Genomic DNA, 18,750 nt, shown 5'->3' with positions numbered 1-18,750 from the left:
ATAAGATTTTCAACATAAGAAGGGAGAAATAAAAAAATGCAACAAACATCAAAAAAAGACGCTTATGTCGCGCTCACTATTGCCACAGTTGCGATGGCAGTTTCATTTATGGTCTGGGCTTCGTTGTCGCCAGTTTCTAATCAGATTGCAGAGGAGTTTGGTTTATCTGCTTCGCAAAAAAGTTTACTTATCGCAACACCGGTGCTTTTGGGTTCGATTATGCGGATTCCAATGGGGATTTTAAGTGATCGGTATGGCGGTAAGAAAATTTATATTATCACGATGTTATTCACGCTGATTCCGTTGGTGTTGATTCCATTTGCGGATACTTATTTATATTTAATGCTTTGTGCGTTTTTCATCGGTATGGCTGGAACAACTTTCGCTATTGCGATTTCGTATGTTTCGACCTTTTTCCCGGCTGAAAAACAAGGTTTAATTCTTGGTATTGCCGGAATGGGTAACATTGGTAATGCACTTGCTGGTCTGATTCTTCCACGTATTAATGAGAACTGGGGATTTGACTGGATTTATTACTCCTTGATGATTGGTATTGTTGTTATTTCTATTATCTTTGCTATTTTTGCGAAAGAAATGACATTATCGACAGAGAAGAAAACGTTGAAACAATCGTTGTCAGTTGTGAAGGATAAGAACACATGGTATTTATCTTTGTTCTACTTCCTGACATTTGGTGCTTTTGTCGCGCTTAGTAATTATTTACCAGCCTTTATGGGCGACCAATTCTCGATTGGGGCAGTAAATGCAGGACTGTTTTCTGCTGGATTTGCAGCAACCGCGACATTCATGCGCCCAGTTGGTGGGGTTCTAGCTGATAAATTAAATCCAACTAAACTATTAATGACAGGTTTTGCATTAGTAGCTGTAGCCGCGGTCTTGATTTCTTTTTCACTTACGCAATACGGTTTCTTCACGACACTTATTTTTATCACAGCACTTATTATTGGTCTTGGAAACGGTATTGTTTTCAAAATGGTGCCAATGGTTTCTAAAGGAAATACCGGTGCAGTGACGGGATTCGTTGGTGCTGCTGGTGGACTTGGTGGATTTTTCCCACCACTTCTGTTGGGGGTTGTTAAAGAAAGCACAGGATCTTATGCACTTGGATTTATTTTTCTGGGTGTGTTCGCACTCATTTGTCTTGTGACGGTTTGGGCGGTTTATGTACGCAAACCAGCTACAACAAACTGATTTGAAAAGAGGCAGTGGAATAATTTCGCTGTCTTTTTTTTAGGAAATTCCGTACAATAGGGGTAGACTTAATTAGGGGGAAGCATAGATGAGAATGTGGATAAAAAGCAGTTTGGTTTTAGCGGTGTTATTTCTAGTTTTGGCTGGATGTGGCGCGCCAGAACCGCAAACGATACATATTTCGGTGGCGGCGAGTTTAAAAGATGTGATGGATGACGTCAAGCCGCTGTATGAAAAAGAACATGATAACATAGAATTAGAATTTGATTTCGCTGGTTCGGGGCAAGTTCGCGAGCGTGTGGAGAATGGCGCGCCAATTGATGGCGTGGTACTTGCAAGCGCGGCGGATGCGGATACATTGTTGAAAAAGAAATTCATTAGTGAAAAACAGGAAATTGCCTCAAATACATTGGTTGCTGTGATGCCGAAAAAAAGTGTTCCAACTGGTGATATTAAAACAGAACTTGCGAAGGCGCGTGTGATTGCGATTGGTGATCCAGCTTCTGTCCCAGCCGGAAAATATGCGGCGGAATTTTTGACGAAAGAGCAGTTGATGGCGAGTGTGGAATCTCGTTTGGTGAAGGCGAGTGATGTGCGTCAAGTTTTGGCGTATGTGGAATCCGGAAACGCGGATATTGGTTTTGTATATCAAACCGATGCGATGATTTCCAAAAAAGTGCAGACGGCTTATAAAATTAGTAACGTGTCGCACAGCCCAATCGGTTATTATGCGGCGACAGTGAAAGATTCCGACGTGGCTGATGAGGCGTCGAAATTTATGGAGTATATGGAAGGAACGCAAGCGCAGAAAATTTTGAAGAAGTATGGATTTGGCGCAGCGAACTAAAGATAAGTGAGCGCTTACACTGTTATTTTCACAGCGCTTGATGTATAGTGGAACTAGCTGAAATTTGTGGGAGAAGGAAGTGTTTGGCATGTTGGATAAACGAGTGGCGATTCGGGTGGATTTGGCGCAGAAAAGGTTGTTAGAGAACGTGGTCATGCTTGGCGTAGAGCAGATTCAGATTGCAAACGCGAATGGTCGAATCTTGGCAGAAGAAGCCACCGCGACGATGGCGATGCCGTATTTCAGGCGTTCAGGATATGACGGTTTTGCGATTCGCGCGGAGGATGACTCTAATTACCCGCGAACCTTCCAAGTCGTGGCGGACGTTCCCTGTGGCGCCGCGTACAATCACGATTTGCAGGAAAACGAAACCGTGCGCATCATGACCGGCGCCAAAGTTCCAGAAAACGCTGGCAAAATCATCATGCTGGAGCAGTCACGCGAAACTGGTGACTCCGCGACAATCACACTCATCAACACGCATAAAAATACAAACATCACAGAGCGCGGCGAAGAATTCGAGTCAGGCGCACCATTACTGCAAGCACATCACCATCTGAATCCCGGCTCCATCAGCTTGCTTGCAGCATTCGGCATACCGACCGTGACCGTTTTTCGCAGGCCGCGCGTGGCGATTTTATCCACCGGTTCTGAGCTCGTCCAACCCGGCGAGCCTCTAGCGGACGGGAAAATTTTCAACAGTAACCATCTGATGTTGGCGGCGCTGGCGAAGGATGCAGGAGCTGAAGTCATTGCTGTGGAACAAATCGAGGACGACCTAGCGTTGACGAAAAACCGGCTCACCGATCTTGCAAAACAGGCCGACCTCATTCTCACAACAGGCGGCGTTTCCGTCGGGGACTTCGATTTCATGGCGATTATCGCAAAAGAGGACGCCGAACTGCTATACAACAAAATCCAAATGCGGCCCGGCAGTGTCACGACGGCGATGCGCTACGAAAACACGCTAGTCGCAGCTTTATCCGGCAATCCCGGCGCCTGTTTCACAGCATTTCACTTACTCATCGCGCCGACACTCGCCAAAATGAGCGGCGACATCGAAACCCAATTCACTTTTCAAAAAGCTAAAATGGGCGCGGATTATTCGAAAAACAACGCTTACGATCGCTTTTTACGTGGGCAATTATTATACGAAGCCGGCGAATTAACCGCCGTTCCCGTTGGCAGCGACATGTCGAGCGCGCTTGGCAATTTACACCTAACCGAATGCCTCATCAAAATCCCGAGCGGCAAAACTGGCAAAAATAAAGGAGAGGAGATAGAGATATGGCGATTATCCTCCAAATAACCGGATTCAAAAAAAGCGGCAAGACAACGCTCACGAACTGCTTTGTGCAACAACTAAAAGCACAAGACTACACGGTGGCAGTCATCAAACACGACGCCCATGCGTTCACCATCGACCAACCAGGCACGGATTCCCACTCGTTTCGTGAGAGCGGCGCGGATATCGTCGCCCTATCTTCCTCTTCCCAACACGCGATTATGGTGGATCAAGGCATCACTCTGCAGAACATGATTGCCCAATTACCACCAACCGACGTGATTTTAATCGAAGGCTACAAAGAAGCGCCGTTTCCAAAAATTGTGATGGTGCGAGACGGGGAAGATATCACCACACTGGAATCTCTACCAGGAATCCATACGATGGCGACATTGCGCGACAATTTACCAGCCAACATTTTGAAAATAAGCACGCAAGCCGCACAAGTTGCCTTATGTCAGATGATAATCGAGGAATTTTTACAATGATAGATGTTAGATTACAGCAGGATCCGATTGACGTTGGGTCCACATACCAAGAGTTAGTCAATGCCAAATTTGGCGCTGTGAACATGTTTGTCGGCACGATTCGCGAATGGACCGGCGACATTCAAACCGAGAAGATTCGCTACACAGCCTACAAAGAAATGGCGATCAAAGAACTGTCCAAACTAGCACACGAAGTCGAGGCAAAATATGACGCCGATGTGGTCGTGATTCACCGCTTAGGCGAGTTAGAACTGACCGATATCGCCGTTTTCATCGGAGTCGCCACACCACACCGCGCCGCATCTTATGAGGGTTCCCGTTTTATTATTGAAAATTTAAAAAAACGCGTTCCCATTTGGAAAGAAGAAGTCGATACCGATCGTGTTCGTTGGGGAGGTGAGCGAGATGACGCCCATTAAACTATTCGCTTTTCTCGTCCAGAAAGCAGGTTTTTCACAAGTAGAACTCGACCTTTCTGATTGCAAGACTGTCGCAGATGTGAGACAGTTAGTAAGTAAAGAAATCCCAGCGATTAGAGCCGACGTGGCGAAATGCATGATTGCGGTGAACATGGAGTTTCAGCCAGACGATTGCCTTTTAACCGACGTTTCAGAAATCGCGATAATCCCTCCAGTAAGCGGAGGATGAGATGAAGGAGCCGATAAAATGACTGATGAACTATCCCATTTTAATGACGAACAACGCGCGCATATGGTAGATGTGACGAAGAAAAGTGAAACACAACGACGCGCGATCGCCGAAACGACGCTACATATGGAGCCAGCAACATTGACGCGTATTAAAGAAGGGCAAATCGATAAAGGCGATGTGCTAGCCGTTGCGCAAGTAGCAGGAATCATGGCTACTAAAAAAACGAGCGAACTCATCCCAATGTGCCATCCAATCATGACGACGAAAGTGAATATCATGTTCACCGACGACGGCAAAGACCATTTAACGATAATAGCAGAGGTAGTTACGATTGGCAAAACAGGTGTCGAAATGGAAGCCTTGACTGCCGTATCCGTTACCGCGCTAACCGTTTACGACATGTGCAAAGCGATAGATAAAAAAATCGTCATTGAAAACACCCATCTTGTTGAAAAAACAGGAGGCAAAAGCGGAAAATTCCGTTTCGATAAATAACGAATAGGAGGCAGGAATCATGCAACTATTAACCGATCGCTTTGGACGCGTCCATGATTATATCCGTATTTCCGTCACCGACCGCTGTAATTTGCGCTGCGTATACTGCATGCCTGACGAAGGTATGACATTCCTACCTCACGAACAAGTGCTTTCCAAAGACGAAATTGTAGACTTCATGAAAATTATGGTTGGCTATGGCATCAAAAAAGTCCGGATTACAGGCGGCGAACCACTTTTGCGGACAGATATTGTGGATATTATCGCAGGAATTAGCGCACTACCCGAAATCGAGGATATTGCCGTAACGACAAACGCGATGTATCTCGTCAAAAAAGCAGAAGCCTTGAAAGCCGCTGGATTAACACGGGTCAATATCAGTCTAGACTCGCTACAAGAAGATCGTTTCAAAACAATTACGCGCGGCGGTCGATTGCAAAAAGTACTAGACGGTATCGCAAAAGCAGAAGAAGTCGGTTTTTTCCCAATCAAGCTTAACGTTGTCTTGATAAAAGGCCAGAATGACGATGAAATTCTAGATTTTCTGCAATTCACAAAAGACAAAGATATCAACATTCGCTTCATCGAATATATGCCGATTGGTCACGCTGGTGATAGTTGGAAAAAGCAATATTTATCGCTAGAAACCATTTTTGATGCCTGTAAAGAAGCTGGCTTAGCGTATCAACCAGTCGATTCGATTCGCGGCAATGGCCCATCAGAAAACTACCGATTAGAAGGCGCAAAAGGGACATTCGGCTTGATTCACCCAGTCAGCTCCCACTTTTGCGCAAGTTGTAACCGATTGCGCTTGACCGCGGATGGCTACATTAAAGCGTGCCTGTATTGGGATGAAGAAATGAATATCCGTCCGTTCATCGATGATCCACAAAAATTAATGGACCTCGTGCAAAAATCAATCGACAACAAACCAGAAAGTCACGAGATGGCGATTGCCCTGCAAGATGAAATGCAATCACACAAACCGACGACACGGCGAATGAGCCAAATCGGAGGATAATTAAAATTAAAAGAAGTCTGCGCCCCCGTTTTGGAGGATGCGGACTTTCTTTTCATAGGAGTGAAGAACATGTCTGAAAAACCCAATATTGGTCTCATTATCGGAAGTAACCGCCCGACACGTGTCTGCCGGACAGTGGCTGAATGGGCAATGAAAGAAATGGAACACGACAAGCTGAATCTGAGTCTCATCGACCTCGCGGAAATAAATCTTCCATTTTTAGATGAGCCAGAAATTCCAGCACATCATAAATACGAGAAAGCCCATACAAAAGCGTGGAGCGAATTAATCAGCGGCTACGACGGTTTCGTGTTCATTTTTCCGCAATATAATTGGGGTTATCCCGCAGTCTTGAAAAATGCGTTGGATTTCCTATACGATGAATGGCGCGGGAAACCAGTGAGCATCATGTGTTATGGCAGGCATGGCGGCTTCCAAGCAACGCTCAGCATGAAACTCGTAGCACAAGGCTTGCATATGTATAACATGGCGACGAACCCACCGCTCGATATTTCGGATGAGATGTTCGACGAGAAGGGCCAATTTAAAAACATCGAAAAAGACTTCGCGCGCTACAAGGGACCATTACAAGCTGTCTCAGCAGAATTTGCTGATTTACTTGTAAAATAAAAAGGAAACACCTGCTATCTCGATTTTTTTAACCGATTACAGGTGTTTCTTTTTGTTTATTTTCTATGTTCAGCCCAAAAATACGGCAACTCCAGAATGATTTTCCCGAAGCATGAATTTCCTGTTTAATTCGAACCCAACAAGCCCTTAATTATACTTGAATGAATATTTTTTATTCGTCTAATTATTTAATAATAAGTAAGTCACTTGATGCATTCAAGCCATTCAAATAACCTTCTGCTTGTAAATGCTGACCAGCTACAAGCGGTTTGTTTAGTGTTACGCTCCATTTGTTATCAGTTCCAGCTTGAGTAGATTTCGTTAGAACACCAGAAACCCAAACATCGATGCGCGTTCCTGATGCAGCAAAGCCAGATACAACAGAACTATTTGCTACAGCTCCCGATAGAATAACAGGTCTAACCATTGTGTTAGTCCCAACTTTAATTTTTAATAGATCACTTTTTGCAAGTGCAGGGCCATAAAATGATTCAACTTGTAAATAATCACCTGTTTTTAGTGGGGCATTAAGAATAACAAACCAATTACCTTGTGTATCTGCAGTAGTAGTTTTCGCTAAAACTCCATTTACCCATACGTTTGCAGTTGCTCCAGGTTTTGCAGTTCCAGTAACAACTTGTTCAAATTGGGCTGTTGGAGAAGTTACTTTAGGTTTTACATCATTTATTGCAGTAGTCGCTCTTAAAAGATCACTATTAATTACTTGTGAACCAATAATAGTTTCAGCTTGTAGATAATCTCCAACTTTTAGTGCATTGTCAAGAGTGATAGACCAATTTCCTTGTGCGTTTGTAATAACAGATTTAACTTTTTGTCCATTTACCCAAACATTTAGAGTAGTATTTGGTTGTGCGACACCAGTGACAACTTTTTGAGAAGCTACTACTGGAGAAGTAACAACTGGCTTCCCTTGGCTAGTAACTAGGCTTGCGGCTTGAGCAGTTGACCCAGATGTTGCTAAGATTGCTGTAGATCCAACAAATCCTCCTAATGACAGTGTCCCAATCAATGCTAGATTAAGTGCTTTTGATGCTAATTTGTTTTCCATGTCAAACTCCTTCGCCATTACGGCAGTTTATTTACGGCAGTATTTCTGCTGTATTTCCATTATTGTATATACGCTGTCCAATTATGTCCATCAATATACCACTTTCTGTAATATAGTATACATGAGTAGTAAAGTGCTAAGTAACTGAAGTTAGAATAATCGAACAAAAGAAGTCATTAATAGAAAAAAACATTCCGCAGTAAAAATAAAGTGTAAGTAGAACTTAGTGGAGTTAATACAGAAACAGTTTACTAGCACTTTTGGCGTAAAAATAGACAAGCAAACTATGTAGAACTTGATAACTTCCCATACAGATACAGTAAAACATCCTAGCGACAATATGGTATAACTGCCGCTAGGATGTTCATTTTCTACGTTCGGCCAAAAAATGTGGCAATTCTGGAATAATAAGCTGATTAATTGCAAGCCCGCAAGCATTGGACGAACCAGGAATCACGAATAGTAACACGTTATCGAGCGTGAACCCAGCAAAAGCTCGTGACAACATTGCTCGTGTCCCAATCTCTTTATAACTGAGTATCCGGAATAGTTCGCCGAATCCAGGAATTTCTTGTGCGACCTGATCCCACAATGCCTCAAACGTCACATCCCGCACGGCAATCCCTGTACCACCATTTGAAATTACACAATCACAATGTGGTTTTAATTTAGCAAGCCCCTCATTAATTAAGAAATCATCATCCTTCACAACAATGCGCTGCGTTACAACATGTCCCGCTGCTTCAAGCGCCTCCACAATCAATTGCCCACTTTTATCCGTGTCTAAATTCCGCGTGTCACTGATGGTTAAAATCCCAACTCGAGCCTGAATAAATTCCTTCTGTTCCATTTTCACGCCTCCTCAAATTTCATTAAAAAAGTGCTGATACTGCTTCTTAGCGACCATTAAATCATCGGTTCCGTGCACCAACACACGCCCATTCTGAAAAACTGTAAAATCATAATCTTGAAAAGTAAAAGTAAGAACAAATCGATTCGCGTTACTCAGGATATCTTGCTTGCGAAGGACCTTCTCGAACTCGTCAAAATGAATCGCCGAACCAATCTGAAATTGTACGGTATCACGCCCGCAAAGCAACATCGGCTGTTTTGAAAAGACCGTCTCTGGCTTCTCTCCATGAACACAAACGGCACAATCCAGATTCCGCGTCACACCAAACTTCTGAAACGTCATCTCCCAATTATCCAACTGATAATAAGCCGTGTGACGCTCCCCGAGTAATAATTTCGTCAAAAGTGAGACTTGAAGCCCTGCCAGCATCGGAATAAGCGCCCCGTGAACTCCGATAATATCACAACTCGTTTCATTAAAAAGTGGCATCTTCTCCATTAAACAATGCAAGCAAGCCGTTTCACCAGGAATAATCGGCATCACATTCGCAAACGTCCCCGCACACGAAGCAAAAATCCACGGAATTCGCTGCTCCAAGCACCATTGATTCAAAAAACGCCGCGTCGCAAAATTATCCGTACAATCCAAAACCGCATCCACATTCCCCGCATAAGGCAACAACGACACCGCATTGGCATCATCCACCAAGAACTCAATCTGAATATCCCGATTAATCGCGCGCAACGCCTTCGCCGCCGCCCACGCTTTCGCCTCTTTTTGCGTCGCGTCCTCTTCCGTAAATAAAGTTTGCCGCTGTAAATTAGAAAGCTCCACAAAATCCCGATCCACCAAAATTAGCCGTCCAAAACCCATCCGTGTCGCAATCTCTGCGGCATACGTGCCAATCGCGCCAACTCCAATAATAAGAATACTACTCGCTTGCAATACTTTCTGACCTGACTTTCCAATCTGCGCAACTCGCATTTGCCGATCATAACGCTCCATCTGAAACACCCGCTTTCTGCTCTTCTATTTTACCAGAAAAACGCTGTAGAAGCTGTAAAAATGATAAGACAGCTCCTTCTAATCAGTAAAAAGTGCTTCAACAGAGAACATAGTAATCGTTATTATTGGAAATTTTACCTTTTCGTCTTTCTTAGTAACAAGATACCACTGGCGAGAATAATCCAACCAAAGAGGATGCTCATCCATGAGAAATCAATTATACGCAAATAAAAAAGCAATTCGAGCCTACCGAGCAGCTCAAATTGCTTTTATTCTGTACTATTATTCGTAAATCGTCACGTCTGGTGGCAAATACGATGGATTCTGCTTATTGATATGATCGTAAAACATAATCCCATTCAAATGATCAATTTCATGCTGCACAACAATCGCAGGATAATCCTTCAAACGTATTTTAAGGGGCTTCCCGTTCTCATCAAAAGCTTCCACCGTCACACGAGCATGACGAACAACATAACCTGGAACCTCACGATCAACCGAAAGACAACCTTCGCCGCCGCCTAAGCACGCGTTTTCAACAGAATGACTACGGATTTTAGGGTTGTACAGAACATAGCTGTATAGACGATCATTATCATCATGCACATGAATCGCGATATAGCGCTTCGAAACAGCAATTTGCGGTGCAGCAATACCAACACCACCACGTAATTCATGTTTTTCAGCAATTTCGGGATCTTGACTATTAATCAGAAATTCTAACATCTTTTGACCGGTTTTCTTATCTTCATCCGATAATGGGAAAGTGACAGGCTCTGCGACAGCGCGCAAAACAGGGTCACCTTCACGGACTATATCATCCATTGTAAGCATTTTTTTCGCTCCTGTTCTTATTAAACTTATCTTCATTTTACCAAAAAAAGCGCGCGTTGGGAATGGATTTTACTTCCGATTGTGGTTAGCTTGAAAAATAACATCTGAATAAAGCGATAACGAAGGGAAAGTGTCGTTGTCAAAATAAATTTTATGTTAAAATATAGCTAAGAAAAGACGAACGTTTAAAATGATAGCATAGATATTGTTCGCTATGTTTAACTGTTACATGAATTCATTTGTTTGTGAAATCACAAACAAATGAAGCTTCGTTTAAATAAAATTCGAAAGAGCAAGCCTAAGCCATCTTTGCTTTATTATATAACAGTTTATATTTCAAAACTCGATTTCTAATACAGTTTTTGAAAGCGAATGATTTGATGTGAAGCCTTGTAATTGCAATAAAATAAAGTAAGCTTAAGCTGTTGACGAAACTGGAATGATGGTGTAAATTAAAGAGGACGATTGGTGTATTAATAATAAGGTGAGCTAAAAATATAACAGCGAAGCACAATTCTTAACAATAAACATGAAGCAAGGTGAATTTGTGAATGTGAAGGTATTTCGTATCTTTTTTCACAAACTCATCCCAAAAGCATGTTTTCAGTTCCTAGAGATGGGAATAAAGAAGAGGATAGAGCATTTTGTTGGAACCATTTTTTGCAAATAGCCGAATAATACACGAATCCAGCTAGGAAAATTGAGTAGCGAACCAGTCATTGTATTGCTTGCTTGACAAGCCCAAATTTTGCTACAGTAGCTGTAGTAGAAAATATCAAATGATTGCGCATTCAATTCTTAAAAATATTTCAAAATCAGAAGGGAAGAGATTACACGATGGCTTCTAAAACAAAGAAGACTGTAGTAAATGTAAAAGAGCAGTTTCAAGCTGTTGCCGATCAATTCGAATTGGTACAAATTTTAAATGAAAAAGGAGAGGTTGTTAATCCTGACTTGATGCCCGACTTAACAGACGAGCAATTAGTAGAATTAATGACACGTATGGTTTGGACTCGTGTGCTTGACCAACGTTCGATTTCCTTGAACCGCCAAGGTCGCCTAGGTTTCTACGCGCCAACAGCTGGACAAGAAGCATCGCAACTAGCAAGTCACTACGCGTTAACAAAAGCGGATTACGTGCTTCCTGGTTACCGTGACGTTCCACAAATGATCTGGCACGGCCTTCCATTAACGAAAGCTTTCCTATTCTCACGTGGACATTTTGTCGGAAATCAATTCGCAGACGACTTAAACGTTCTATCTCCACAAATCATCATTGGTGCACAAATCGTACAAGCTGCCGGCGTTGCTTTAGGACTTAAGAAACGTAAAAAAGACGCAGTTGTCATCACATATACAGGTGACGGCGGTTCTTCACAAGGTGATTTCTACGAAGGTATGAACTTCGCCGGTGCCTATAAAGCTCCAGCAATCTTCGTTGTTCAAAATAATATGTTCGCAATCTCAACACCACGCGAAAAACAATCAGCAGCAGCAACACTTGCTCAAAAAGCAGTTGCAGCAGGTATCCCAGGCGTTCAAGTAGACGGCATGGATCCACTAGCAGTATACGCTGTAACGAAATTTGCGCGTGATCGTGCAGTTGCAGGCGATGGCCCAACGCTAATCGAAACAATGACTTACCGTTATGGTCCACATACACTTTCAGGTGATGATCCAACGCGTTACCGTACAAAAGAGCTTGATGGCGAGTGGGAATTAAAAGATCCAATCGTGCGTTTCCGTACTTTCCTAGAAGCTAAAGGTCTATGGAACGAAGAAAAAGAAAACGCAGTAATCGAACAAGCTAAAGAAGAAATTAAAGTATCTATCAAAGAAGCTGACGCTACACCAAAACAAAAAGTATCAGATCTTCTTAAAAATATGTACGAAACACCAACAGCTCCAATCAAAGAGCAATTGGCAATTTTTGAAGCGAAGGAGTCGAAATAATCATGGCGCAAAAAACAATGATTCAAGCGATTACAGATGCGCTTGCAGTAGAACTAAGAAATGACGAGAACGTATTAGTTTTCGGTGAAGATGTAGGTAATAACGGCGGGGTTTTCCGTGCTACTGAAGGACTTCAAGCAGAGTTTGGCGAAGACCGTGTATTCGATACGCCGCTTGCAGAATCAGGTATCGGTGGTCTTGCTATCGGTCTTGCGCTAGAAGGTTTCCGCCCAGTTCCTGAAATTCAATTTTTCGGTTTCGTTTTTGAAGTAATGGATTCTGTTGCTGGTCAAATGGCACGTATGCGTTACCGTACTGGTGGCACACGTACTGCACCAATCACAATTCGCGCGCCGTTCGGTGGTGGGGTTCATACACCTGAACTTCACGCGGATAACTTGGAAGGCCTAATGGCACAATCACCAGGTCTAAAAGTTGTTATCCCGTCAACACCATACGATGCAAAAGGTCTTTTGATCTCAGCAATCCGCGATAACGATCCAGTTATTTTCTTAGAGCACATGAAATTATACCGCTCATTCCGTCAAGAAGTTCCAGAAGGCGAGTACACAATCGAAATCGGCAAAGCAGCCGTTCGTCGTGAAGGTACAGACGTTTCTGTGATCACATACGGTGCCATGGTTCAAGAATCTGTGAAAGCAGCTGAAGAACTAGAAAAAGAAGGCGTATCCGTTGAAGTTATCGACCTTCGTACAATTAGCCCGTTGGATGTAGACACAATCATCGCTTCCGTTAAGAAAACAAACCGCGTAGTAGTCGTTCAAGAAGCACAAAAACAAGCAGGAATCGCTGCTAACGTTATCGCTGAAATCAACGACCGCGCCATCCTTTCACTAGAAGCACCAGTGATGCGTGTTACAGCACCAGACAGCGTCTTCCCATTCGCCCAAGCAGAAACAGTTTGGTTACCAAACCATAACGATATTGTTGAGCGTGTGAAAGAAGTACTTGCTTTCTAAGAAAAGTTATAGAAGAAAAACATGAGACCGGTGAGGATGGATTACATGCTCACTTTGCTCTTGAAATTAGATCCAAAGATACCAAACATGGCGAGCGAAGTACGTGGATTACATGCTCACTTCGTTCTCATGCATATTGAGGCTCTAACTTAGCAAAGTACGCTTCGTAAGAGCCACAACATTAACAGGAGGCTTTTAAAAAATGGCATATTCATTTAAATTACCGGACATTGGTGAAGGTATACATGAAGGAGAAATCGTCAAATGGTTCGTAAAACCAGGCGATAAGATTGAAGAAGACGCGTCCCTTTTTGAAGTTCAAAATGACAAATCCGTTGAAGAAATTACATCTCCCGTATCAGGAACTGTCAAAGAAATCCTTGTCGGTGAAGGCGTTGTAGCAACAGTTGGACAAGTTTTAATTACGTTTGATGGTGTTGAAGGTCACGAAAATGACGCTGAAGAAGCGCCAGCAGCACCAGCATCTACACCCGCAGCGGCTCCGGCAGCACCAGCAGGCGGAAAAGGCATTTACGAATTCAAATTACCAGACATTGGTGAAGGAATTCATGAAGGCGAAATCGTGAAATGGTTCGTTAAACCAGGCGATCAAATTGAAGAAGACGCGACAATTTTTGAAGTTCAAAACGATAAATCTGTCGAAGAAATTACATCTCCTGTAGCGGGAACTGTAAAAGACATTTTGGTTGGCGAAGGCGTAGTAGCAACAGTTGGTCAAGCGCTAATCACGTTCGAGGGCGACTTTGAAGGCGAAGCAACAGCCGATCACTCTTCTACTCCAGAATCTCCAGCTGACACTGCGAAACTTGCAAACAACGACGCAGCACAAGCTCCAGTATCAGGTGGAAACGGCACACCATCATCGCAAAAAGATCCAAACGGTCTAGTTATCGCGATGCCATCTGTACGTAAATATGCCCGTGAAAAAGGCGTAGACATCCGTCAAGTTGCAGGATCAGGCAAAAACAACCGCGTTCTTAGCGCAGACGTTGATGCATTCCTAAATGGCGACACAGCAGCAGTAGCAAGTGAAGCAGCTCCAGCAGCGGCATCACAAGAAACTGCAGTGGCGAAACCAGCAGCAAAAGCAGCACCAGTTGTTAGCGGCGGAACATACCCAGAATCACGCGAGAAATTAACACCAACTCGTAAAGCTATCGCGAAAGCAATGGTTAACTCGAAACACACTGCGCCACACGTAACGTTGATGGACGAAATCGAAGTTTCTGCTTTGATGGTTCACCGTAAACGTTTCAAAGACGTAGCAGCTGAAAAAGGCATCAAACTTACTTTCCTACCTTACATGGTAAAAGCGCTAGTAAACACATTGCGTGAGTTCCCAGTGCTCAACACGACACTTGACGATGCAACAGATGAACTAGTTTACAAACATTATTTCAATATCGGTATTGCAGCAGATACAGATCACGGTCTTTACGTACCAGTTATCAAAGACGCTGACAAAAAATCGATTTTTGCAATCTCCAACGAAATTAACGAATTAGCTACAAAAGCACGCGACGGTAAATTGACAGGTGAAGAAATGCGTCACGGTTCTTCTACTATCTCAAATATCGGATCAGCTGGCGGACAATGGTTTACACCAGTTATCAACTACCCTGAAGTTGCCATTTTAGGTGTAGGTCGTATCGCAGAAAAAGCAATCGTTAAAGACGGTGAAATCGTAGCAGCACCAGTACTTGCTCTATCTCTAAGCTTCGACCACCGCGTAATCGACGGCGCAACAGCTCAAAAGGCTATGAACAATATCAAGCGGTTATTAAATGACCCAGAACTTTTACTAATGGAGGCGTAAAAAAATGGTAGTAGGCGATTTTCCAGAAGAAAGAGACACCATCGTAATCGGTGCAGGACCCGGCGGATATGTTGCGGCAATTCGCGCAGCACAATTAGGACAAAAAGTAACAATTATCGAGAAAGAACATTACGGCGGCGTTTGTTTAAACGTTGGTTGTATCCCTTCCAAAGCTTTGATCACAGTTGGTCACCGCTTTGCTGAAGCGAAACATTCCGATAACATGGGTATCACAGCGGATGGCGTGAACCTAGACTTCACAAAAGCGCAAGAATGGAAAGGTTCTGTCGTTAGTAAATTAACAACAGGCGTAAAAGGCTTGCTTAAAAAGAATAAAGTGGAAATGTTAGAAGGAGAAGCTTTCTTCGTTGATGAGCACTCCTTGCGAGTTATCCACCCAGAATCAGCGCAAACTTATACGTTCAACAATGTCATTATCGCAACTGGTTCTCGTCCAATCGAGATTCCAGGATTCAAATTCGGCAAACGTGTTCTTAGCTCAACAGGCGCGCTAGCTCTTACAGAAGTACCGAAAAAACTTGTCGTAATCGGCGGTGGTTACATCGGTACGGAACTTGGTGGCGCATTCGCTAACCTTGGAACAGAGTTAACAATCCTGGAAGGCGGACCAGAAATTTTGCCAACGTACGAAAAAGATATGATTTCCCTTGTAAAACGCAACCTTAAAGGTAAAGGCGTGGAAATCGTAACAAAAGCTTTGGCGAAATCTGCCGAAGAAACGGAAAACGGCGTAAAAGTAACGTACGAAGCTGGCGGCGAAACAAAAACCGTTGAAGCAGACTACGTATTAGTAACAGTAGGTCGTCGTCCAAATACAGACGATATCGGCTTAGAACAACTAGGCGTGAAATTAAGCGAACGTGGTTTGATCGAAGTTGACAAACAAGGTCGCACAAATATTTCTAACGTTTTTGCTATCGGTGACATCGTTCCTGGTGTTCCACTTGCCCACAAAGCAAGCTACGAAGCAAAAGTTGCCGCTGAAGCAATCGCTGGCGAAGCATCTGAAAATGACTACACAGCTCTACCAGCAGTCGTTTTCAGTGATCCAGAGTTAGCAACAGTTGGTTTGACAGAAAAAGAAGCAAAAGAAAAAGGCTTCGACGTAAAAGCTGCGAAATTCCCATTTGGCGGTAACGGTCGTGCCCTATCCCTTGACGCTCCAGAAGGTTTCGTACGTCTCGTAACACGCAAAGAAGACGGACTTATCCTTGGTGCTCAAGTTGCAGGAATGAATGCATCTGATATCATCTCAGAAATCGGACTTGCAATCGAAACAGGCGTAACAGCAGAAGACATCGCGCTTACTATTCACGCTCACCCATCATTAGGCGAGTTAACAATGGAAGCTGCAGAACTTGCGCTAGGTCGTCCAATTCATATGTAAAAATAATGACGCTATCTGGGGAACATTCCGGATAGCGTTTTACCTATGCATGTAGTTGTTGTGAAAAACAGAACAAAGTAGTATGATAAAGACATAAAATAAAAGAATCCAGGTGTAAAAATGAAAAAGCAGATTGAAAAAATTATTTTTGGTATTGTTTACGGTTTTTCGGCGATTTTCTTTCTCGGTTTTGTGGTGAATATTGTGCACGGTTTTATTGTTCATATGCATGAAACCGATAGTTGGCGTGCTGTTTTGCGGATTTTAGCGAGTCCAGTGACGGATCCAGCGATTTTTGCTATTCACTTAACAAGCCCCGTTTGGTCGATGTTGTTTGCGATTATTATCAGTTATTTGATGCCAGCTTTTTTCTGTGTTGCAACGCATTTCCTGAAAAAAGATTATCTCGAAACGCACGAAAACAGCCGCTTTCTTCACTAAAAGTTGTTTTTGTGTGATTTTACATAGCAAAAGGAGTAGAATAGAACAAGAATAGGCACATAAAATACGAGAAGAATCAGGTGAAAAAATGGGGACATGGAAACGCGCGCTATTTTGGTTAGCATATGTGATATCGGGAATTTGCTTTATTCTAACGATTATTGCTTTTGTCATCGGTTTTTTCCACCATATGCACGATACAGGTGGCATGAAATCCGTGATACAAATTCTAGAAACACCAATTACCGGTTTTATCAAATTGACGAGCGGAATGATCCAGAAATCAGTGCTGGAAATCATCTTGCTATGCATTGTGAGCCATGTGTTACCAACGTTTTTCTGTATCGCAACACACTACATACGGAAAAATCGGCGCATCGCTTTAGAAAACGAAGAGGAATAGTCTGGGCATTGATTCTGCGCGTTGTAGAGTCGATGCTTTTTTGCAATCACAATATTTCAATCGTCGCGGTTTTCATGATAAAATGAGGAAGACGCATGAGAAGAGGGAGCGTGAGGCGGGTTTGGCAATAGATAAGAAAAAAATTGCGATTATCGGGAACAATAAGTTAAGCACTAGTTATGCTTTTGCGATGATGAACCAACAGCTACATGTGGAAATGTGCCTTGTTACAGATAAGAAGGCGCAGGTTTTGAAAGATATCGGGTACAGCGCTTATTTCAGGCCAAAAACAATGCTAACATCAGGTGGTTTTACAGAATGTCGGAATGCGGCGGTGATTGTCTTCACGCATGATCCGTTTGCAGAGGCTGAGAATATGCAACAAGCTTCATCGGTTGTTCGCAAGTTTGTGAATCAATGGATGGAAACTGGTTTTCAGGGGATTTGTGTTGTCGCGACGCCGCAGAGTGAGGTGGTTGCTCATTGGGTGATGAAGTTCTCAGGCCTTGCAGCCGAAAAAATTATTGCGCTCGGAACGATGCTCGATACGTCTTTTCTGCAATGGGAATTGGGACGCCATTTTCAGGTTAACGCCAAAAATGTCCATGCGTATATGATTGGGAGTACGCTAGAAAAAGGTGTCCCAGCCTGGAGTCGCGCCTATATCGGTGGTCGCCCGATTTTGAGTTATATCATGGAGGAGCCAGAACGCTATTCCTTCGATAAGTGGCAACCAATCGTGACGCAGATGAAGGAATTGCCGAGTGAGCCATTAGCTGAGAATCGTTTGTTTGACTACAGCATCTCGCTTGCGTTGGTAGAGCTTACGCGAATCATTTTGGAAGATGAACGAATGATTTTGACAGTTGGTGTCTATGTGCAGAATCAATTCGGAATGGCGGCTGGTTTTATCAGTATTCCAGCAGTCATCGGAGCCGCTGGTGTGAAGACAACCGTTCCATTAACACTTTCAGATTCCGAGCAAAAACAGCTAGCAATCGTTGTTAAAGCGCTAGAAGAAGCTGTGCTAGCAGGATTGCCAAATGAGGGAGGGACGAAACGTGGAGTATAGTTATCCGATTAATTTAGACTGGTCAAAAGACGAGATGGCGACCGTTATTAACTTTTATCAAGCCGTTGAGAAAGCTTATGAAGTTGGCATTGACACATCGGAAATAAAAGTAAAATATAGTGATTTTAAGCAAGTCGTGCGCTCGATTGGTGAAGAAAAAAGCCTAGGTAAAGAGTTCGAAAAGGCGAGCGGATATTCGGCCTATCGCGTCATGCAACTCGTGAAAAACGCAACGACAAGCAAAATCAAAATGCAACCATAAGGAG

21 protein-coding genes are annotated in these 18,750 nt (G+C 43.3%); 17 read left to right on the top strand and 4 right to left on the bottom strand.

The window, feature by feature from the left end:
* Positions 1-36 precede the first annotated feature (36 nt).
* The 9 genes from HCJ66_RS12445 to HCJ66_RS12405 all read left to right on the top strand — a co-directional run bounded on the left by HCJ66_RS12445 (position 37) and on the right by HCJ66_RS12405 (position 6,629).
* A complete protein-coding gene (locus HCJ66_RS12445; protein WP_187133427.1) occupies positions 37-1,212 on the top strand; it encodes a nitrate/nitrite transporter in 1,176 nt (391 codons plus the stop codon).
* Positions 1,213-1,306: 94 nt separating this feature from the next.
* Complete coding sequence (modA, locus tag HCJ66_RS12440) at positions 1,307-2,059, top strand: molybdate ABC transporter substrate-binding protein (protein WP_187133437.1); 753 nt, start codon at positions 1,307-1,309, stop codon at positions 2,057-2,059.
* Between the two features lie 88 nt (positions 2,060-2,147).
* Entirely contained in the window at positions 2,148-3,368 is a 1,221-nt protein-coding gene (locus tag HCJ66_RS12435; protein WP_187133426.1) for a molybdopterin molybdotransferase MoeA, read from the top strand.
* Positions 3,347-3,832 (top strand): molybdopterin-guanine dinucleotide biosynthesis protein B, encoded by a 486-nt coding sequence (gene mobB / locus HCJ66_RS12430; protein WP_187133425.1) that lies wholly within the window; start codon positions 3,347-3,349, stop codon positions 3,830-3,832. The genes HCJ66_RS12435 and mobB overlap by 22 nt, the downstream gene beginning before the upstream one ends.
* On the top strand, positions 3,829-4,251 hold the full coding sequence (locus tag HCJ66_RS12425) for a molybdenum cofactor biosynthesis protein MoaE (protein ID WP_187133424.1): 423 nt from the start codon (positions 3,829-3,831) through the stop codon (positions 4,249-4,251). Before mobB ends, HCJ66_RS12425 begins: the two co-directional genes overlap by 4 nt.
* Positions 4,238-4,480 carry a molybdopterin converting factor subunit 1 gene (gene moaD, locus HCJ66_RS12420; protein ID WP_187133423.1) on the top strand — a complete coding sequence of 81 codons (243 nt, stop codon included), beginning with the start codon at positions 4,238-4,240 and terminating at the stop codon, positions 4,478-4,480. The genes HCJ66_RS12425 and moaD overlap by 14 nt, the downstream gene beginning before the upstream one ends.
* 18 nt (positions 4,481-4,498) lie before the next feature.
* On the top strand, positions 4,499-4,978 hold the full coding sequence (gene moaC, locus HCJ66_RS12415; protein ID WP_187133422.1) for a cyclic pyranopterin monophosphate synthase MoaC: 480 nt from the start codon (positions 4,499-4,501) through the stop codon (positions 4,976-4,978).
* Positions 4,979-4,997: 19 nt separating this feature from the next.
* Positions 4,998-5,999, top strand: a complete 1,002-nt coding sequence (gene moaA / locus HCJ66_RS12410; protein ID WP_187133421.1) for a GTP 3',8-cyclase MoaA — start codon at positions 4,998-5,000, stop codon at positions 5,997-5,999.
* 69 nt (positions 6,000-6,068) lie between these two features.
* On the top strand, positions 6,069-6,629 hold the full coding sequence (locus tag HCJ66_RS12405) for an NADPH-dependent FMN reductase (protein ID WP_187133420.1): 561 nt from the start codon (positions 6,069-6,071) through the stop codon (positions 6,627-6,629).
* 184 nt (positions 6,630-6,813) lie between these two features.
* On the opposite strand, the gene HCJ66_RS12400 is transcribed toward HCJ66_RS12405, so the two are convergent.
* The 4 genes from HCJ66_RS12400 to def all read right to left on the bottom strand — a co-directional run bounded on the left by HCJ66_RS12400 (position 6,814) and on the right by def (position 10,390).
* The gene (locus tag HCJ66_RS12400) at positions 6,814-7,698 is read right to left on the bottom strand and encodes a hypothetical protein (RefSeq protein WP_187133419.1); all 885 of its coding nucleotides are present in this window, start codon (positions 7,696-7,698) and stop codon (positions 6,814-6,816) included.
* A 364-nt stretch (positions 7,699-8,062) separates the two neighbouring features.
* Entirely contained in the window at positions 8,063-8,548 is a 486-nt protein-coding gene (locus HCJ66_RS12395) for a MogA/MoaB family molybdenum cofactor biosynthesis protein (protein WP_187133418.1), read from the bottom strand.
* 12 nt (positions 8,549-8,560) lie between these two features.
* A complete protein-coding gene (locus HCJ66_RS12390; protein ID WP_187133417.1) occupies positions 8,561-9,556 on the bottom strand; it encodes a ThiF family adenylyltransferase in 996 nt (331 codons plus the stop codon).
* A gap of 282 nt (positions 9,557-9,838) precedes the next feature.
* Positions 9,839-10,390, bottom strand: a complete 552-nt coding sequence (def, locus tag HCJ66_RS12385; protein ID WP_187133416.1) for a peptide deformylase — start codon at positions 10,388-10,390, stop codon at positions 9,839-9,841.
* Between the two features lie 837 nt (positions 10,391-11,227).
* On the opposite strand from def, the gene pdhA reads away from it, so the two are divergent.
* From pdhA to HCJ66_RS12345, 8 genes are all read left to right on the top strand, one after another.
* Complete coding sequence (pdhA, locus tag HCJ66_RS12380; protein ID WP_187133415.1) at positions 11,228-12,343, top strand: pyruvate dehydrogenase (acetyl-transferring) E1 component subunit alpha; 1,116 nt, start codon at positions 11,228-11,230, stop codon at positions 12,341-12,343.
* A gap of 2 nt (positions 12,344-12,345) precedes the next feature.
* Positions 12,346-13,323 (top strand): alpha-ketoacid dehydrogenase subunit beta, encoded by a 978-nt coding sequence (locus HCJ66_RS12375; protein ID WP_036063350.1) that lies wholly within the window; start codon positions 12,346-12,348, stop codon positions 13,321-13,323.
* Positions 13,324-13,525: 202 nt separating this feature from the next.
* Positions 13,526-15,160, top strand: a complete 1,635-nt coding sequence (locus HCJ66_RS12370; protein ID WP_187133414.1) for a dihydrolipoyllysine-residue acetyltransferase — start codon at positions 13,526-13,528, stop codon at positions 15,158-15,160.
* 4 nt (positions 15,161-15,164) lie between these two features.
* On the top strand, positions 15,165-16,568 hold the full coding sequence (gene lpdA, locus HCJ66_RS12365) for a dihydrolipoyl dehydrogenase (RefSeq protein WP_187133413.1): 1,404 nt from the start codon (positions 15,165-15,167) through the stop codon (positions 16,566-16,568).
* 120 nt (positions 16,569-16,688) lie between these two features.
* Positions 16,689-17,009, top strand: coding sequence for a hypothetical protein (locus tag HCJ66_RS12360; protein ID WP_187133412.1), 321 nt, complete (start codon positions 16,689-16,691; stop codon positions 17,007-17,009).
* An 88-nt stretch (positions 17,010-17,097) separates the two neighbouring features.
* A complete protein-coding gene (locus HCJ66_RS12355) occupies positions 17,098-17,412 on the top strand; it encodes a hypothetical protein (protein WP_187133411.1) in 315 nt (104 codons plus the stop codon).
* Between the two features lie 40 nt (positions 17,413-17,452).
* Positions 17,453-18,484: a Rossmann-fold NAD(P)-binding domain-containing protein gene (locus tag HCJ66_RS12350; protein WP_187133410.1), complete on the top strand. Its 1,032-nt coding sequence runs from the start codon at positions 17,453-17,455 to the stop codon at positions 18,482-18,484.
* Positions 18,474-18,746, top strand: coding sequence for a UPF0223 family protein (locus HCJ66_RS12345; protein ID WP_187133409.1), 273 nt, complete (start codon positions 18,474-18,476; stop codon positions 18,744-18,746). Before HCJ66_RS12350 ends, HCJ66_RS12345 begins: the two co-directional genes overlap by 11 nt.
* Positions 18,747-18,750 lie beyond the last annotated feature (4 nt).

The organism is Paenilisteria portnoyi (genome assembly GCF_014322795.1).
Classification (GTDB): Bacteria; Bacillota; Bacilli; order Lactobacillales; family Listeriaceae; genus Listeria_A; species Listeria_A portnoyi.
The sequence above is the reverse complement of the archived record's forward strand: the minus strand, read 5'-3'. Positions and strand labels throughout refer to the sequence as shown.

What these genes read in the sequence shown, in the direction of transcription:
- HCJ66_RS12445 (WP_187133427.1), top strand. Translation starts at nt 37, where the DNA reads ATGCAACAAACATCAAAAAAAGACGCTTATGTCGCGCTCACTATTGCC.
- modA (WP_187133437.1), top strand. Translation starts at nt 1,307, where the DNA reads ATGTGGATAAAAAGCAGTTTGGTTTTAGCGGTGTTATTTCTAGTTTTG.
- HCJ66_RS12435 (WP_187133426.1), top strand. Translation starts at nt 2,148, where the DNA reads ATGTTGGATAAACGAGTGGCGATTCGGGTGGATTTGGCGCAGAAAAGG.
- mobB (WP_187133425.1), top strand. Translation starts at nt 3,347, where the DNA reads ATGGCGATTATCCTCCAAATAACCGGATTCAAAAAAAGCGGCAAGACA.
- HCJ66_RS12425 (WP_187133424.1), top strand. Translation starts at nt 3,829, where the DNA reads ATGATAGATGTTAGATTACAGCAGGATCCGATTGACGTTGGGTCCACA.
- moaD (WP_187133423.1), top strand. Translation starts at nt 4,238, where the DNA reads ATGACGCCCATTAAACTATTCGCTTTTCTCGTCCAGAAAGCAGGTTTT.
- moaC (WP_187133422.1), top strand. Translation starts at nt 4,499, where the DNA reads ATGACTGATGAACTATCCCATTTTAATGACGAACAACGCGCGCATATG.
- moaA (WP_187133421.1), top strand. Translation starts at nt 4,998, where the DNA reads ATGCAACTATTAACCGATCGCTTTGGACGCGTCCATGATTATATCCGT.
- HCJ66_RS12405 (WP_187133420.1), top strand. Translation starts at nt 6,069, where the DNA reads ATGTCTGAAAAACCCAATATTGGTCTCATTATCGGAAGTAACCGCCCG.
- HCJ66_RS12400 (WP_187133419.1), bottom strand. Translation starts at nt 7,698, where the DNA reads ATGGAAAACAAATTAGCATCAAAAGCACTTAATCTAGCATTGATTGGG.
- HCJ66_RS12395 (WP_187133418.1), bottom strand. Translation starts at nt 8,548, where the DNA reads ATGGAACAGAAGGAATTTATTCAGGCTCGAGTTGGGATTTTAACCATC.
- HCJ66_RS12390 (WP_187133417.1), bottom strand. Translation starts at nt 9,556, where the DNA reads ATGGAGCGTTATGATCGGCAAATGCGAGTTGCGCAGATTGGAAAGTCA.
- def (WP_187133416.1), bottom strand. Translation starts at nt 10,390, where the DNA reads ATGCTTACAATGGATGATATAGTCCGTGAAGGTGACCCTGTTTTGCGC.
- pdhA (WP_187133415.1), top strand. Translation starts at nt 11,228, where the DNA reads ATGGCTTCTAAAACAAAGAAGACTGTAGTAAATGTAAAAGAGCAGTTT.
- HCJ66_RS12375 (WP_036063350.1), top strand. Translation starts at nt 12,346, where the DNA reads ATGGCGCAAAAAACAATGATTCAAGCGATTACAGATGCGCTTGCAGTA.
- HCJ66_RS12370 (WP_187133414.1), top strand. Translation starts at nt 13,526, where the DNA reads ATGGCATATTCATTTAAATTACCGGACATTGGTGAAGGTATACATGAA.
- lpdA (WP_187133413.1), top strand. Translation starts at nt 15,165, where the DNA reads ATGGTAGTAGGCGATTTTCCAGAAGAAAGAGACACCATCGTAATCGGT.
- HCJ66_RS12360 (WP_187133412.1), top strand. Translation starts at nt 16,689, where the DNA reads ATGAAAAAGCAGATTGAAAAAATTATTTTTGGTATTGTTTACGGTTTT.
- HCJ66_RS12355 (WP_187133411.1), top strand. Translation starts at nt 17,098, where the DNA reads ATGGGGACATGGAAACGCGCGCTATTTTGGTTAGCATATGTGATATCG.